This is a genomic window from Bacillus massiliglaciei (genome assembly GCF_900098925.1).
GTDB lineage: Bacteria > Bacillota > Bacilli > Bacillales > DSM-1321 > Peribacillus > Peribacillus massiliglaciei.
The window spans coordinates 544,749-561,175 of record NZ_LT622359.1 but is presented as its reverse complement, the minus strand read 5'-3'; the positions used below and the strand labels follow the sequence as shown (position 1 = coordinate 561,175).

At 43.3% G+C, this 16,427-nt stretch carries 13 protein-coding genes; 1 reads left to right on the top strand and 12 read right to left on the bottom strand.

Annotated features, from left to right (window positions below; all coding sequences use genetic code 11):
- Nucleotides 1-73: 73 nt before the first annotated feature.
- From BQ4305_RS14730 to secA, 10 genes are all read right to left on the bottom strand, one after another.
- On the bottom strand, nt 74-1,270 hold the full coding sequence (locus BQ4305_RS14730) for a PDZ domain-containing protein (protein ID WP_110928477.1): 1,197 nt from the start codon (nt 1,268-1,270) through the stop codon (nt 74-76).
- A 231-nt stretch (nt 1,271-1,501) separates the two neighbouring features.
- Nucleotides 1,502-2,926, bottom strand: a complete 1,425-nt coding sequence (locus BQ4305_RS14725) for a S41 family peptidase (RefSeq protein WP_407640166.1) — start codon at nt 2,924-2,926, stop codon at nt 1,502-1,504.
- Between the two features lie 196 nt (nt 2,927-3,122).
- A complete protein-coding gene (locus BQ4305_RS14720; RefSeq protein ID WP_199880690.1) occupies nt 3,123-4,343 on the bottom strand; it encodes an ISL3 family transposase in 1,221 nt (406 codons plus the stop codon).
- Between the two features lie 161 nt (nt 4,344-4,504).
- Complete coding sequence (locus BQ4305_RS14715) at nt 4,505-5,851, bottom strand: murein hydrolase activator EnvC family protein (RefSeq protein ID WP_110928475.1); 1,347 nt, start codon at nt 5,849-5,851, stop codon at nt 4,505-4,507.
- 146 nt (nt 5,852-5,997) lie between these two features.
- Complete coding sequence (gene ftsX, locus BQ4305_RS14710; protein ID WP_110928474.1) at nt 5,998-6,891, bottom strand: permease-like cell division protein FtsX; 894 nt, start codon at nt 6,889-6,891, stop codon at nt 5,998-6,000.
- On the bottom strand, nt 6,881-7,567 hold the full coding sequence (ftsE, locus tag BQ4305_RS14705; protein ID WP_110928473.1) for a cell division ATP-binding protein FtsE: 687 nt from the start codon (nt 7,565-7,567) through the stop codon (nt 6,881-6,883). Before ftsE ends, ftsX begins: the two co-directional genes overlap by 11 nt.
- Nucleotides 7,568-7,843: 276 nt before the next feature.
- Complete coding sequence (gene cccB, locus BQ4305_RS14700) at nt 7,844-8,188, bottom strand: cytochrome c551 (protein ID WP_110928472.1); 345 nt, start codon at nt 8,186-8,188, stop codon at nt 7,844-7,846.
- Between the two features lie 59 nt (nt 8,189-8,247).
- Nucleotides 8,248-9,111 carry a YitT family protein gene (locus tag BQ4305_RS14695; RefSeq protein WP_110928471.1) on the bottom strand — a complete coding sequence of 288 codons (864 nt, stop codon included), beginning with the start codon at nt 9,109-9,111 and terminating at the stop codon, nt 8,248-8,250.
- A gap of 358 nt (nt 9,112-9,469) precedes the next feature.
- Nucleotides 9,470-10,568, bottom strand: a protein-coding gene (gene prfB, locus BQ4305_RS14690; RefSeq protein WP_234396975.1) for a peptide chain release factor 2 whose coding sequence is annotated in 2 segments (ribosomal slippage) — nt 9,470-10,504 and nt 10,506-10,568 — 1,098 coding nt in all. Because the reading frame shifts where the segments join, the coding sequence is not laid out codon by codon here.
- Between the two features lie 245 nt (nt 10,569-10,813).
- Nucleotides 10,814-13,327 (bottom strand): preprotein translocase subunit SecA, encoded by a 2,514-nt coding sequence (gene secA, locus BQ4305_RS14685; RefSeq protein WP_110928469.1) that lies wholly within the window; start codon nt 13,325-13,327, stop codon nt 10,814-10,816.
- Between the two features lie 312 nt (nt 13,328-13,639).
- Between secA and BQ4305_RS14680 the strand changes: the two genes are divergently transcribed.
- Nucleotides 13,640-13,963 carry a helix-turn-helix domain-containing protein gene (locus BQ4305_RS14680; RefSeq protein ID WP_110928468.1) on the top strand — a complete coding sequence of 108 codons (324 nt, stop codon included), beginning with the start codon at nt 13,640-13,642 and terminating at the stop codon, nt 13,961-13,963.
- A 70-nt stretch (nt 13,964-14,033) separates the two neighbouring features.
- Here the strand turns inward: BQ4305_RS14680 and BQ4305_RS14675 are convergent, their stop codons facing one another.
- Both BQ4305_RS14675 and BQ4305_RS14665 read right to left on the bottom strand, forming a co-directional pair.
- Nucleotides 14,034-14,165: an anti-repressor SinI family protein gene (locus tag BQ4305_RS14675; protein ID WP_110928467.1), complete on the bottom strand. Its 132-nt coding sequence runs from the start codon at nt 14,163-14,165 to the stop codon at nt 14,034-14,036.
- 630 nt (nt 14,166-14,795) lie between these two features.
- A complete protein-coding gene (locus tag BQ4305_RS14665; RefSeq protein WP_110928465.1) occupies nt 14,796-16,406 on the bottom strand; it encodes a gamma-glutamyltransferase family protein in 1,611 nt (536 codons plus the stop codon).
- Nucleotides 16,407-16,427 lie beyond the last annotated feature (21 nt).

Here is a 16,427-nt window from a genome sequence, read left to right as displayed (position 1 = left end):
CTTTAAATACTGAAATTAACTTTTATACGTTTACTTTCATTATCGTACGAATGGCGAAAAATCATTCTTCCTTTCACACACTTTCGGCACTTCCGATTTGTGAGGAGCTGAATCCTTCTATAAACAGCACGCCCAGTTCATAATGTTCGCCTTCAAATAAAGCTCTTTGGACAAAGCGCATCTGTCCATTTGTACCGATCACTTCCAATTTACAATGAGCCCGATTTTTTTGGAGAGCTAAATAGAATTCAGATTCGTCCTTCACTTTGGTACCATTGATTTTAGAAATGACTTCCCCTTTTTTTAACCCCATTTTATCAGCCGGAGAGTTTGGATAAACTCCAAGCACTTTGACTCCCTTGCTGCTTTTTGAAAAATAAAACCCGGATTTACGGTCAGCAGCATTTTGCAAAATAGCGATCAATGCACGTCCCAGCACTGCGATTCCAGCCGCTGCTATGGCAGCAATAACCGTCCAATAGGATAAAATGGCTGCTGCAGTGACAGCCGCTCCTAAAGTAATGATAAGCCTTCCGTGCGTGCGAATGGCTTCTTCCGGCAGCCTGCCCTTTACCTGCTGGGAGAAGCCCAGCATATATGGAAGAAGAAGAGGAGTGAAAGAAGTTTCACCTGCTGTAAATACAGGGTACCAATCAAAAATGGCTGACAGGCCTTCTCCTGGAAGAAGCACAAACATCGGCACCATCCAGAGCCGCTTGGATAAATAGACTCCTACAGGCTGGCCTCTGGATGACAGCTTCAGATGGGGAGATGGATTCTTTGCAGCATTTTTTTGGATAAGAACACCTTCCGCTATAATCAACAAGCCGATCAACAAGGCGAGGGCGGGATAAATTGCATCATTCATTTGTTCTGAAAAAGACTGAAGATAAGGAATTTCGATATCTAGAGCCTGTAAAAAATAAAGAAGAAAAAAAGTGATTCCTGCTGTGTATGCAGGAGACAGCAGCTTGAAACTCCATGATAGAAGAATACTGAGAGCTCCCATCACGATGACCGCTGGCCAGGTGATCACAATACCGATTCCAAGAGTTAAAATCGATAATAGTATTCCCAATAAGATGCCCCAGGAAAATAATGAACGGATTTCAAGTGTTACAGGAAAGACTTTAGCCGTAAACATTCTCCTCTCACGCTTTACTCGTAAATAGCCGATCAAACAGCTTAGGAGGATCGATAGATAAAACAATGGATGCAGAAATAGTTTACCTGCCCCTATTAAACATGCAATCAGCCAATCAGAAGTCAATTTTTCCCCACCAACCTTATCGTCAATAACTTAGTCTCTATATGCTATTCTATCAAAACAATCACTGCCCTGCATCTGATAGATGAGAAAAAAACCTGTGATTCCAAGGTTTATAAGCTTATAGTCATCTGTTGATTTCCGTATTAGGAATTTATTTCTCCGCTTGGAATGGATGGGCTTTTCTATGGAAACAAAAAAGTTCAGAATGCACCCATTCTGAACTTTTTCTTTCTATTCTTTTCCCGCAATATATTTCAAAGCAGTCAGGAGCTGTACATCATTTGACTCATCTTGAATTTTCTCTAAGACATCAGCTTGCAGCCTTGAAGCCGTTTTTTCATCCAGCTTTCCTGTTTCCTTCAGCTTTTCCCGCTTTTGAAAGGCCTTGACTGCAAACTCCGTTTGTTTGTCAAAATAGCCATCTGTTCTGCCCGTCTCGAAGCCCAGTCCTCTTAGCATATCCTGTGCATATTTCACTTGATCATCATTCATATCGCGCTGCATAGCCTTCTCTACTGTCAGTTGGTGCACATTAAAATAGGAAGGCTGCTTCACTGAAAGATCCGGCTTGATCCCTTTCTTGTGAATCCAATGCCCGTCCGGAGTCAGCCATTTATATAAAGTCAGTTTCAAATTGCTGCCGTCACCGAGGGGCATTGCTTGCTGAACGGTCCCTTTTCCGAAAGTCTTTTCTCCAATCAGCGGGTACCCTCCTGCTTCCTGCAGAGCTCCTGCCAATATTTCTGATGCGGATGCACTTCCTTTATCCGTAAGAACCGCAATCGGATACTCCTTTTTTTGCTTTAATTCAGTATAGAAGGATTGCGTATTTCCATTCCTTTCTGCAATCTGTAAATACGGCTTGTCTTTCGGTATAAGTTCAGAAAGAATTTCCTGGACACTCGAAAGCAGCCCTCCCGGATTGCCTCTTACATCAATCACTAAACCATCTATGCCCTCTTTTTCAAGATTTGTCAGTTCTTTTTTAAAATCGGCTGCCGTATTTTCGGAAAATGAAGTCAGCTCAATATAGCCAATGTTTTCACCTGCTTCTTTTTTCAAAGAAGAAAAGACACTCTGCAGGGGTATTTCCTCTCTCATAATTTTCATGACAATAGGGTCCGCTACACCTGAACGTTTAATCTCCAGCTCAACGGCCGTCCCTTTTTCCCCTCTGATTTTCAACCTGGTTTCGTACAGATCCAACCCTTCTATGCTCTTCCCGTCAATCTTAAGAATCTGATCCTTCGGTTTTAATCCAGCCTTTTCTGCCGGCGAATCTTTATACGGGGAAACGACGATAATTTTGTCATCCTCCATGCCGATTTCCGTTCCGATCCCTTCAAATGAGGAATCCAATGCTTCATTAAATTGCTTCGCTGTTTCTTTGTTCATATAAACCGAATAAGGGTCCTTCAATGTGGAGAGCATGCCTTGGATGGCGCCTTCCATCAATTGCTTGTCCTCTACCTTTTCCACATATTGATTTTTAATTAAGTTGTAAGCTTGTTCCATTTTGCCCCATTCTGCTTCTCCTTCCGTTTGCTTTTGTTCAGTTTGCTTCTCATCCTGTTCAGATGCCGTCCAATACATCCCGCCGGCCGCCCCCACAGTGAGAGAGACAGCCACGCTCAGGGGAATTGTCCATTTTCTCACCATATTACGCTCCTTTTCTCTTTCAATCTATTTCACTATATGATTTCTTTTCTGAAATTATGAGGAGAGAAAAGTGACGAGCCGCGAGTGGCCTAGATCCTGAAGGAAAAACGCCCTCTGACGAATGATTGCCAGACCGAAAAGACACAAAAAAAGGTTCTCCGTCAAATGTTGGGGTGGCGACTGATCGCCATCCCTAACCAATATGTATCCCAATTCCTTTAAACTGATGGGTTAATAATATTTTTGCCCGAAAACGGCTGAAATTCCTGAATCCATACGCATTTCGCTTAAGAACCTTCGTTGAATTGTTGATCCCTTCTAAAAAACCATTCGAATACCCATAAACAAAGCTGTTTAAGATTTCTGTCTGCCAATTTTGGAGCGTGGTAATGGCTTTCTCCATTTCAGGAATGCCAGAGTCCTGGACCCGTCGATAAAAGTCTCTCAGGCCCTGTTTGACCTTCCCTATATCTTCCGATCCAGATTCCTTCGCCTGAACAAACCAGCCACGATAGGTTTCCTTTAATTCGTACGCTTTTTTAAGCTCTTCCGACATATCCAAATAACGATGCAGATGCCATCTGTCTTCTTCTGTCAGGCGGTCGGAGGCCTTGTGAAAGACATGCTTCATACGTTTGCACTTCTTGCGGTCATACGGGTGAAACTCTTTCTGTACCCTTCTCCGGACACCGTCCAGCGCCCAATAGACATACCGGCAGAAATGAAAGCGATCGGCCACAATCACAGGGCGGCCTAAGGCACTTTGAACCGCCGATTTAAAAGAATGGCTCATGTCCATGATCACCACCTGAACCTGGTCCCCATACTTTTGAAGATAGTGTTTAATCGTATTCTTATAGCGATTAGGCAGGATATCTAAGGGCTTTTTGGTGATTCCATCGGCAATGATGAGCTGGTATTTTCCTTCTCGTGTATCTCCTTTATACTCATCAATGGCAATCACAGAAGGCAGCTTTTCCACAGAACGTATTTCACTCCGAGCCAAACGGTCAAACCGGCGGACAATAGTAGAAGACGAAGAACCGTAGGTTTCCCCCGTTTCTTTAAAGGTCTTTCCTTTAATCGCCCGTATGCCCACGGCCTGATTCCATTCAATAGATGTACGCTGGTAACGCTGTACGAACGGGTTTTGTTCCGAAAAACGCTTCCCGCATGCACAGACATACCGTCTGCGTTTGTAGAATAAATCCGTCTTCCTCTCAAACCACTTTAAGTGCTTAACCTTTTGGATCCGGTAGTCGTGAACACGGGAGGTGGGAGCTCCGCAGTCAGGGCACTGCTGGAGGCTGCGTTCCATCTCCACATATACCCTCATCGTTTCCTCCACCTGCTCTACTTTTAAAATGGTAACCCCTTTTAAACCGGGAATATTCATGGTAAAATTCATGTGCACGCAACTCCATTCTCTACTTGTTTCTAGGCAACTCAAGTATAAAAGAATTGGATGTTTGCGTGCATTTTTTATGCAAACAATTGTATGGATACCCCAACAAATAGTATAGAGCCCAAAAAAACAGCCAGGAGCAAGCTCCTGACTGATTTAAAATCATTTAATTAATAATTTACGTAGTTTAATGGATTCACTGCGTTAGATTTTGCAGCATTCCACTCGCCGTTATGAATTTCGAAGTGTAAATGCTGGCCAAATGAGTGACCAGTGTTACCCATGATTCCAATTTGCTGACCTTTTGCTACAACTTGACCTTGACTTGCCATTCTTTGTCTTAAGTGCGCATAGACAGTTGTCCAAGTCTTACCATTGATGCGGTGTGTAATAAATACAACATTCCCGTAAGAAGATGAAGTATAAGAACGGCTCACTACTCCATCAGCTGCTGCTACAACCGGCACAGTGCCAGCTTTCGCAATATCAATTCCTGCATGCTGCTTGTTCCAGCGCGGGCCCATTGAAGATGTTACAACACCCGCACTTGGGTTTGTGAACATACCAGATGATACGGCTGGTGCAGCAGAAACAGGTGCGCTGCTGCTTGAGCTGCCTGAGCTGCTTGAATTGCTGCTTGCACTCTTCTGAGATTCTGCTGCTTTTTGTGCGGCCGCTTCTTGTGCTGCGCGCTTCTTCGCTTCTTCGGCTGCTTTTTTACGGGCTGCTTCTAACTCAGCAAGTCTGCTTTTTTCCAGTTCAATCGCAGCTTTAACTGCACTTTCCTGAGCTGCAAGAGTCTCTTCTTCTTCTTGAAGACTCATTTTTTCATCTTCCGCATGTTTTTTCTGTTCTTTCAGTTTTTCTACTAATGCATCTTTTTCTTTCTTTTGATCATTTAGATCTGCTTTGATTGCTTCAAGCTCTTTCTTCATATCTTCCAGCTTAGCAAGCTTCTCCTCTACAGATGCCTGCTTTTCTTCCAAAGCCTTTTTATCAGCTTCCTGTTCTTTCAGAATCTGTCTGTCTGCCTCGGCAATGGTAGCCACTGCTCCGACACGTTCAATGAAATCACTGAAATCGGATGATCCAAATAGAACAGCTGTATAGTTGGCATTTCCGCCAGATTCTTGGAAAGAAAGGGCTCTCTCTTTCAAGACTTCATTTCTTTTTTCAATTCTTTCTTTAATGACTTCAATTTCTTTTTTCAGTTTCTCAATTTCTTCCTTTGTTGCTGCTATTTCTGCGTTTTTTGCGTCAATTTTCTTATTAGATTCATCAATTTTCGCTGATAATTCTTCAATCTGTTCTTCTGCTGACAGTTTCGAAGATTCAATTTTATTAATCTTCTTATCTGTCTTATTAATATCAGAATTTACGTTAGAACGTTTCTCCTGAATGGAATTCTTTTGATCATTTAAATCGGATAAGGACTCTGCTTTTGCAACCGGCAATGCTGCTACACTGCTCAGTCCAAGCAAAATCGCTGTACTGAATGAGATAATTTTCTTATTCAAGCTGCTGTTCCCCTTCCCCTGGCTTCTGTTTCTATATGTAGTAGAACTTGTTGTCAAAGGCAACTCTCGTTCAGTTACACCCACAACAGAGCATAATTTGGATTTTATTAGAAATTCCCTCCCGGATCACCGGGAGAGAGAGGCAATTAAACTTTCAAGAACTTGCGGACGGACATAACACTTCCCCATATCCCAATCAAGGCACCGATTGCAATCAATATCAAAGCAATTTGATAGATGAATGGGCTCGAAGGAAGCAATTCAATGAATTCAATTGTGATTTGCGGAGTAGCATATTCGTAAAGCTTCTTATAACCTGCTGCAATGAGTGCAATTGGAATAATAGAGCCGAGTATGCCCAACCATAAACCTTCCAGGAAGAATGGCCAGCGGATGAATGTATTGGTCGCACCGACAAGCCGCATAATCTCGATTTCTTTCCTGCGGGCCATGATTGTGATTTTAATAGTATTGGAGATTAAAAAGATGGCTGTGAATAGCAGGCCGATAATAAGGACAATTCCAATATTCCTGGCTATATCCACAAAGCTGAAGAGATTTTCAACATATCCTTGTCCATATTTAACGCTTTGTACATAGTTATATTTTTCTGCTTTTTTTGCAACACTGATCACATCATCCGGAGTTTTTGTCGTAACCACAAACACATCTCGAAGCGGATTATCCTGCTCGAATGGTTTGAATACATCTCCATTTTCTCCTAAATCAGAAATAAGGTTCGATAGCTCTTTTTCCTTCGGAGAGAATGTCACGTTTTGCACACCGGCCAAGGAATTCAGTTTATCCTCTATCGCTTTTCTATCTGCATCATTTGCTGCATTGTCGATATGCACCCTGATTTCTACATCATCTTCAACATTTTTCGCCATATGATTAAGGTTCAGCATGATGACGGCAAATACACCGACTAAAATTAATGTTACTGTTACTGCACTAACTGAAGCAAAGGTCATCCAGCCGTTTCGGCGGATGTTTTTAAAACTTTCACGGAAGTGCCGGAGCAATGTTCTAAATTTCATAACCATAATCTCCTTGCTGCTCATCACGAACAATTTTTCCGCCTTCTATAGCAATTACGCGGTGTTTCATATTATTTACGATATCTCTGTTATGAGTTGCCATAATGACTGTCGTGCCGCTGTTATTAATGGTTTCGAAAATATTCATAATTTCCCATGAAGTTTCCGGATCCAAATTTCCTGTCGGTTCATCAGCGATGACTACCTTGGGTTCATTGACAATCGAACGGGCAATGGCCACCCTCTGCTGCTCTCCGCCGGATAACTCAGATGGAAGCATTCTTGCTTTATGCTTGATTCCCACCAAATCAAGAACTTCCATAACGCGGGTTTTAATGGATTCTTTGTCTTTTTCAATAACTTCCATCGCAAAAGCCACATTTTCATATACTGAATAATTCTGCAATAGTTTAAAATCTTGGAAAACCATCCCGATATTCCGTCTGAATAACGGAACTTTAGAGTTTCTAAGTTTAGTAAGATTCAGCCCATTGACAAGGATACTGCCGCTTGTCGGTTTTTCTTCCCGGTACATCAGTTTAATGAATGTCGATTTTCCTGCACCGCTTTGGCCGACGACATATACAAATTCACCAGGCTTGATTTTGACATTCAGACCATTGATAGCCGAAACGCCATTCGAATACGTCTTCTTCACATCTATCATTTCTATCATTTAAAAACCACCCAACCATTTATAGAAAAAAATCTATCAATCTTGTTCTGGCTAACTACTACTAATTCGACAAAAAATTATATAATCTACCCTTCTTAAGTAACCAACAAACATTATAACATCATTTTTTGACAAAAAAAGCATATTAATATTACAGTTTCATTTCAAAGGAATCGCGTAAATGTAAGAGAGGGATTTCTTCTTTATAAAGAACATAAATAGAGGAGAAGCGCCCCTATCACAGGGACGCTGCAGAACACCTTATCAAGAGGGATTTTACTTCTTTTCAGAAAGCCACTTTGCTGTCTGTTCCAGCGCTTCGCCTTCCAGCAGGCCTCCAGGCATGGCTCCTTCCCCTTCTTCGATAATTTTTTCAATTTCTTCTTTCGACATTCTTGACCCGACATCCGTTAAATCAGGACCAACCCCGCCTTCCAGATTTCCTCCGTGGCAGGACATGCATTTATTTTCATAGATTTTTGCCCCGGCACTTCCATCAGAAACAGCGGAATTATTGGAGGTTCCTGATGATTCTTCATTTTTCGCGGAATCTTCCCCGCCTCCGCAGGCAGCCAAAGCAAGGGACGTTCCAAGAAGTAACGTGATTAGTTTCTTTTTCATTGATCTGCTCCTTTCTGTCTTTGCTCACAATATTCACAGTATACCAACATTTTTAGCAATCAAGTGTGTTTGAACCCTTCTCCAAGTACTTCCGAGGCATCCATAACGACGACAAATGCTTTTGGGTCAACTGATTTCACTAATTGTTTCAATTTAGTGAATTCTGACTGATCAATGACGCACATAAGAATCGGCCGGGCATCATCCGTAAAACCGCCTTGTCCGGACAGCCTGGTTACCCCTCTGTCCAGCTCATAGATAATTGCATCCTTCACTTCTAATTCGTTATTGGTGATAATAAGCGCCATCTTCGACCGCTTCCAGCCAATTTGAACAAGATCAATCGTTTTACTTGTTACGTACAGGCCAATCAGCGCATACAGCCCTTTTTCAATGTCGAAAACAGCGGCTGCACTCAGAACGATCAAGCCATCAATCATCGCGACACAGGTCCCCAAAGATAAATGGGTATATTTATGAATGATTTGGGCAGCAAGGTCTGTTCCGCCCGTCGATCCTTTGCCCCGAAAAACAATTCCAAGACCAAGGCCCACACCAATTCCGCCGCAAATGGCTCCCAGAAGAGCATCCGTGGTCCACGCTTCCCAGCTTCTTGTCAAATACACGACAAAAGGCAAAAACAGGGTGCCTACAAGAGACTTGGCCCCAAACTGCATGCCCAGCAGGAGCAAGCCCAAAATAAAGAGTGGAATATTAAATGCCCATTGTATGTAAGCCGGCTCCCAGCCAAAAACTGAAACTAAAATCGTACTGATCCCGCTTACTCCGCCTGATGCAATTTGATTAGGCAGCAGGAATACATTAAAAGCAACCGCAATAATGGCAGAGCCGGCTAATACCCAGCCATATTCTGTCAGTTTCTCAATAATGGGATGTTTCGGTTCTTTGTACCTTTTTCTCATCATTCTTCCTCCCAGCTCACAGGCAAAAATTCCTTTAGACGTTTCCGGCTGCAATTCATTTACAGCATAAAAAATGAATCCTTTTGGAGATTGCTAAGCACCCTTCAGTGAGGGCTCTCATTAAATGTCATTTTTCTTATTATTCAACCGAAGGTAGTATAGCATCCCGTCCTATTTACGTAAACGATACTCAGATAAAGCAATAAAGGACTAATAGGATGAAGGCCCGCATACCATGAATAATGCCCTACCCGCTTTATTTGTTTGCCGTTCCAAAATAAAAAGGCGGCAAACACACCCCTCTGCAGGAGTTGGTTTGCCGCCTGAATCTTCCCCTCTCAGAAGAAGATGAAGAAGATTAAATTTTAGTCCGTAAATAAGCATCAATAAATGGATCAATGTCTCCATCCATAACAGCCTGCACGTTACCTGTTTCCGTACTTGTTCGATGATCTTTGACCATGGAATAAGGATGGAACACGTAAGAACGGATTTGACTGCCCCAGCCAATTTCTTTCTGTTCGCCGCGGATTTCATCCAGCTGCGCCTGCTGCAGTTCAATTTCACGCTGATACAGCTTTGACTTCAGCATGTTCATAGCCTGTGCTCTGTTTTTAATCTGTGACCGCTCTGATTGGCATGTCACGACTACGCCGGTTGGGATATGGGTAATCCGTACAGCAGAGTCAGTGGTGTTAATATGCTGTCCGCCCGCGCCGCTTGCCCGATACGTATCAATTTTTAAATCCTCTGTCCGGATATCCACTTCAATATTATCATCGAATTCAGGCATAACATCACATGAAACAAAAGAAGTGTGACGGCGGCCTGATGAATCAAACGGAGAAATGCGGACAAGACGGTGAACGCCCTTTTCCGCTTTCAGATACCCATACGCATTGTGTCCTTTAATCAGCAGGGTAACGCTTTTAATACCCGCTTCATCTCCAGGAAGGTAATCGAGTGTCTCCACTTTAAAGCCTTTCTTTTCTGCCCAGCGTGTATACATACGAAGAAGCATAGAGCCCCAATCCTGTGACTCCGTTCCGCCTGCACCCGGATGAAGCTCAAGAATGGCATTATTCTTATCATATTCTTCACTTAATAAAAGCTGAAGTTCAAAATCATTCATCTTTTCGCCTAAAGCAAGGATTTCTTCTTCCAGTTCGCTGCGAAGATCCGCGTCGTCCTCTTCTTTCACCAACTCGTAAGTCAAATCCAGATTCTCATACGTTTCTGTCATTTCTGCCAACTGATTCACGGCATCCTTCAGCGCATTCGCCTCATTAATAACCGTTTGTGCCTTTTGCTGATCATTCCAGAAATCCGGATCGGTCATTTCATTTTCCAGTTCTGCAATGCGAGCCTCTTTTTCATCTAAGTCAAAGAGACCCCCTAAAGTCCGCTAATCGCTTAGCTGTTTTTTCGAGCTCATTTCTAATTTCTGCTAATTCCATATCATTCACCTCGTAAATTATTAGAAAGCCACCCTGATAACGGATGGGTATGTTCTTTACTTAAATCTGTTTGACTCTTCTTCATTCCCTTAACTATATGCAAAAAAAGAGCCCGGTGCAAATCTCATTTAAAGGCTATATTACGTGAAAACGGGGCGCTGATTTCTGCAGATGCCTGCATACTTCACGCCCTGTCCCTTCAAACAGCTTTGAAAAAGGCGGAAAGTCTCCGCCTTTTTATCCGATCATACCAGATTGCCGTGGCAGTTTTTATACTTTTTTCCGCTTCCGCATGGGCAAGGTGCATTCCTGCGCGTATCATCTCTTTTACGTGCGGGCTTTTTCTTCACCTTTCCGTCTTCCTCACTTTTCGGATTAACGGCTTGTCCTTTGATTACCTCTTGGCGCTCAAGGTTGTTGCGGATTTCTGCTTTCATAATATATTTTGCAACTTCATCCTCCATGGAAGCAACCATCGCTTCAAACATCGCGAACCCTTCAGACTGATATTCCCGAAGAGGATCGATCTGTCCATAAGCACGCAAATGGATTCCTTGGCGCAATTGATCCATTGCATCAATATGATCCATCCATTTGCTGTCAACCGCACGCAGGACAATGACTTTTTCAAATTCACGCATCTGCTCTGAGGAAAGTTCCACTTCTCTTGCATCATAGACCGCTTTGACCTTGTCAAAAATGATATCGAACATTTCATCTTCATTTTTGCCTTCCAAATCAGCCTTGCTGATCGACTCTTCATCTAACAGGTTGCCGTGTACATAGTCGATGAGCCCTTGGAGATTCCAGTTCTCTTCGTCGCCCATCGGTGCAAAAACGGCAATATTTCGCTGGATAGAAGAAGTCAGCATGCTTTCTACGACATCACGGAGATTCTCATTTTCAATCACTTCGAATCGCTGCTTATAAATCACTTCGCGCTGCTGGCGAAGGACATCATCATATTGAAGAAGCTGCTTACGGGCATCAAAGTTATTACCTTCTACCCGTTTCTGTGCAGATTCCACTGCTCTGGTAACCATCCGGCTCTGAATTGGCTGCGTATCATCCATACCGAGGCGGGCCATCATATTCTTCATATTATCGGAGCCAAATCGGCGCATCAATTCATCTTCCATGGAGAGGTAGAACTGAGTGATACCCGGATCTCCCTGACGTCCGGAACGTCCGCGCAGCTGGTTATCGATCCGTCTGCTTTCATGACGTTCTGTACCGATTACGGCCAGGCCGCCCAATTCCTTGACACCTTCCCCAAGCTTGATGTCCGTTCCGCGTCCGGCCATGTTTGTTGCAATGGTCACTGCTTTTTGGTTGCCGGCGTTTGCAATAATGTCCGCTTCCCGCTCATGATTTTTCGCATTCAAGACATTATGCGGAATTCCTTTTTTATGAAGATATTCGGAAATGATTTCCGATGTTTCAATGGCAACCGTACCGACAAGAACAGGCTGCCCCTTTTCATAACGCTCTGCGATATCCTCTACGACGGCTCTGAACTTTCCGTCCATGCTCGCATAGATAAGATCCGCTTCGTCAACACGGGCAATTGGCTTATTTGTAGGAATGGCAATAACATTCATATTATAGATGTTTCTGAATTCCTCTTCTTCCGTTTTCGCGGTTCCTGTCATACCGGATAGCTTTTCGTACATCCGGAAATAGTTTTGGAACGTGATGGTCGCAAGCGTCATGCTTTCATTCTGAATTTCCAGGCCTTCTTTCGCCTCAATCGCCTGGTGAAGACCTTCACTGTACCGGCGTCCCTTCATCAACCGGCCTGTGAACTGATCGACGATGACAATCTCACCGTCCTGAATCACATAATCCACATCAAGATGCATGGTCACATGGGCTTTTAGAGCCTGATTTATATGATGATTTAAGGAGACATTGCTTAATTCAAACAGGTTATCTATATTGAAGGCCTTTTCTGCCCGGTTAATTCCTTCTTCTGTCAGCTGCACGCTTTTCGTTTTCTCATCGAGCGTATAATGCGTATCCTTCTGAAGAGTTCTGACAAAAGCATTCGCCTGAATATACAGCTGAGTTGACTTCTGAGCTGATCCGGAAATAATCAGCGGTGTCCTCGCTTCATCTATTAAGATGGAGTCCACTTCATCAATCACCGCAAAATGCAAAGGACGCTGTACCATCTGTTCTTTGTAAAGCACCATGTTATCTCTCAGGTAATCGAATCCTAATTCATTATTCGTGCTATATGTGATATCAGCGTTATAGGCAGCCTGCTTTTCTTCTTTAGACAGGCTGTTTAAATTAAGGCCGACCGTCAATCCAAGAAATTCAAATAGCTGGCCCATCTCAGTCGCATCCCGGTGAGCGAGGTATTCATTGACTGTCACAACATGCACCCCTTTTCCAGTCAGAGCATTCAGATAGACAGGAAGCGTAGATGTCAGTGTTTTACCTTCCCCTGTCTTCATCTCAGCGATATTGCCGTCATGAAGAGCAGCGCCGCCCATGATTTGGACTCTGAACGGGAACATGCCAAGCGCCCGCTTAGCCCCTTCGCGGACAACCGCAAATGCTTCGACAAGCAAGTCATCCACTGTTTCGCCGTTTTGATAGCGGACTTTGAACTCCTCCGTTTTCCCGCGCAATTCATCATCCGACAGAGCGGAAATCTGATCAGCCAATGCTTCTACTTGATCGGCCACTTTTTCCAGCCGCTTGATTTCCCGCTTATTCGGGTCAAACACTTTATTTAAAATATTAAGCATTTAATAACGCTCCTCTATTTAAGAATTATCTAAGCTAGAAAACACATTTATTCAACCGACAAAAATGGTATTCTCAAAAGAATAATATCCTTAATATTACCACTGATAGGCTTCACGTACAACTTACGGTCACTTTCCAGGAAAAAGGGAAGGGAGGAATTTCTAGAAAAGAATGGATAAAAAAACAGGCAAACTGTAAAATAAGGGGAGGATCATGGATAAATAGATAATAGAAAGCAGGGTTCCTGCAATTTTACAAATTTAATCCGATAAAAGTGATAGATTATAGAAGATTTCGAGGTGTAGTACATAATGATTGGCGAACGTGTAAAAAAGTTAAGAGAAGAAAGAAAAATGTCCATGACAGAGTTGGCTGACCGGGCGGGGGTTGCTAAATCCTACTTAAGTTCTCTGGAACGCAACCTTCAGCAAAATCCTTCTATTCAATTTCTCGAAAAGATATCTTCGGTGCTGGGAGTCCCTGTTGATGCTCTGCTGTATGACACTCCAAAGAAAGAATTCTTGGATTCCGAGTGGATGAAACTTGTGGAGGAAGCCATGAATTCCGGTGTTTCAAAAGAACAATTTAGAGAGTTCCTTGAATTTAATAAATGGAAGAAACAAAATGAGCAGTGATTTACCGCAATTATACGCCCATCAAACTATGGCTTTACACCCCTGTTAAGATGGGCTTTACTCTATTATTCTAGCTGTTCTTTGTACCGTTATCTTCATATTCTCCCTGCAGAAACTTCCTGATTTCTTCAAATGTAAATCCGATTTTCTTCGCCCTCAAGATTAACTCTACCCATTCACAATCGAGTGTTTCCCCTTCCATAGCTCTCCCTCCAACTTTATATAGACTTTTTACAGGAATCTCTTTATAAGTTATGTACATTTATATTCTGTTTGAATTATAAACCATCCTTCTTGTCTAGCTTTGTTGGAATCTGTCACTGATTTCAATAAGATATATATATGGATTTTTTTCCAAAATCCTATTTCCAAATACCCATTTTACCCTTTCTCGACTTTTATTGCAGTTATTTTGTATTTTTATATTTTAAATAGGGGAGCAGAGAAGAAAAAAAAGAAGGAACACCGCCAGACTCAAAAGCACGCTGGCTGCTTAAATCTTTTCCGCAGGATGGACAAACCCATTGTCCCCGATCATCGCTGCTAAAAGAAGGACGATTGCATGTATAACAATTTTTTTGAAACATAGGCATCTCCTTTATCGTTTTGTTCTTAATAGTGAATTTATTATATAAAGATTTCCAGCAGATTCAAAACATAAAATAAGCCAATTTTACCAGGTAAAAAGTAATTTCTCTCGCTTTTTTACTTAAATTCTTCCATTTTTATAAGTTTTAAGAAAATTTAGTTTTTAAAAAAGAAGCCACTTAACGATCTTGTTCCTTTCCAGTAAAAAAGGCACCGAGAAATGATCTCGGTGCCTTACATAAGCTTACCAGGCTGCAATACTGCCATCTGTTCTTGATTCCGTCCCGCCCATCAGGACGCCTGTTTCCGGATGCCGCCAAATGATTTGGCCGCGCCCGAAGCTGCCTGTGTCGAGCGCTCTTTCAATCCGGTGTCCCTTTCGGCTTAAGGCCAGGGCCAGATGGTTTGGAAATTCCGGTTCCACCTGAATCCTCCGCCCCTCGATCCACTGCCAGCGGGGCGCATCCAAGGCTGCTTGCGGATCCAGCTGAAAATCGATCGTATTCATAATCACCTGCATATGACCTTGGGGCTGCATGTATCCGCCCATGACTCCAAACGGACCAACTGCCCGTCCCCCCTTTGTCAGAAAACCAGGGATGATGGTATGGAATGTCTTTTTCCCTGGCTTCAGTGCATTCGGATGATCAGGATTCAAAGAAAAATCATGCCCTCTGTTCTGAAGACTGATACCTGTTCCCGGAACGACAAGTCCTGAGCCGAATCCCATATAATTACTTTGAATAAAGGAAACCATATTCCCTTCGCTGTCGGCTGCTGCCAAATAAACGGTTCCCCCGCGAGGCAGCTGATAAGGAGCCGGATTCAGGGCTCGATCTCCGATTTCCTTTCTTCTGGCCTCCCCGTACTCCTCCGTAAGCAGCATATCTGCTGTCATTTTCATATCCGAAGGTTCTGTGATATAGGCCTGGCCGTCTGTATAAGCAAGCTTCATCGCTTCCATTTGTTTATGATATGTATCCACTGTATCCTTCTCGCCAAATTCATAGCCTTTCACAATATTCAAAGCAAGCAGGGCAACCAGACCTTGGCCGTTCGGCGGAATTTCCCATACATCATAACCTCGGTACTTCACTGAAATGGGCTTGACCCATTCCGGCTTATAAGCCGCCAGGTCTTCTTTCGATAGAAAGCCGCCATACCGCTTCGAAAATGCATCGATTTGATCAGCCAGATCTCCGCGGTAAAAGCTTTCTCCTTTCGTTTCCGCAATGGAGCGGAGGGTGGATGCATGCCCCGGAGAACTCCATACTTCGCCGACTTTCGGAGCTCTTCCTTTTGGTGCAAACGTATCAAACCAAGACTGAAATTCATCAGCTGTCAGCAGCTGGCTGTATTTTTGATAGGCTGCCTCCCAGTTTTTTCCGAGAATGGGCGTCAGCGGATAGCCTTGTTCTGCATATAGAATAGCCGGCTCCAATACCTCTTGAAAAGGGAGCTTCCCGAACTTACGGGAAAGTTCTGCCCATGCGGCCGGAGCTCCAGGGACTGTCACCGGAATCCAACCGTGTGCGGGCATGCTTTCATGTCCTTTTTCCTTTACAGCTTCAATAGAGATAGACCGGGGAGAAGGGCCGCTCGCATTCAGTCCATACAGTTCCCCCTTCATCCAAACAAGGGCGAAAGCATCCCCGCCAATTCCATTGGAAGTAGGTTCCACTACCGTCAAAGCGGCCGCCGCGGCAATTGCTGCATCTACAGCATTTCCGCCTTTTTTTAACATATCCAAACCAGCCTGCGCCGCAAGAGGCTGTGAGGTAGCCACCATCCCGTTCTTCGCCATGACCGCAGATCGCTTGCTGGCATACGGCTGCATTAAATGATCAAATTGCATGAAAATTCCTCCTTTTCATAC

Coding starts and splice junctions, on each gene's coding strand:
- ftsX (WP_110928474.1), bottom strand. CDS start 6,891: ATGAAATTTAGAACATTGCTCCGGCACTTCCGTGAAAGTTTTAAAAAC.
- secA (WP_110928469.1), bottom strand. CDS start 13,327: ATGCTTAATATTTTAAATAAAGTGTTTGACCCGAATAAGCGGGAAATC.
- BQ4305_RS14695 (WP_110928471.1), bottom strand. CDS start 9,111: ATGAGAAAAAGGTACAAAGAACCGAAACATCCCATTATTGAGAAACTG.
- BQ4305_RS14675 (WP_110928467.1), bottom strand. CDS start 14,165: ATGGAAGGGGAAACACTCGATTGTGAATGGGTAGAGTTAATCTTGAGG.
- BQ4305_RS14680 (WP_110928468.1), top strand. CDS start 13,640: ATGATTGGCGAACGTGTAAAAAAGTTAAGAGAAGAAAGAAAAATGTCC.
- BQ4305_RS14665 (WP_110928465.1), bottom strand. CDS start 16,406: ATGCAATTTGATCATTTAATGCAGCCGTATGCCAGCAAGCGATCTGCG.
- ftsE (WP_110928473.1), bottom strand. CDS start 7,567: ATGATAGAAATGATAGATGTGAAGAAGACGTATTCGAATGGCGTTTCG.
- cccB (WP_110928472.1), bottom strand. CDS start 8,188: ATGAAAAAGAAACTAATCACGTTACTTCTTGGAACGTCCCTTGCTTTG.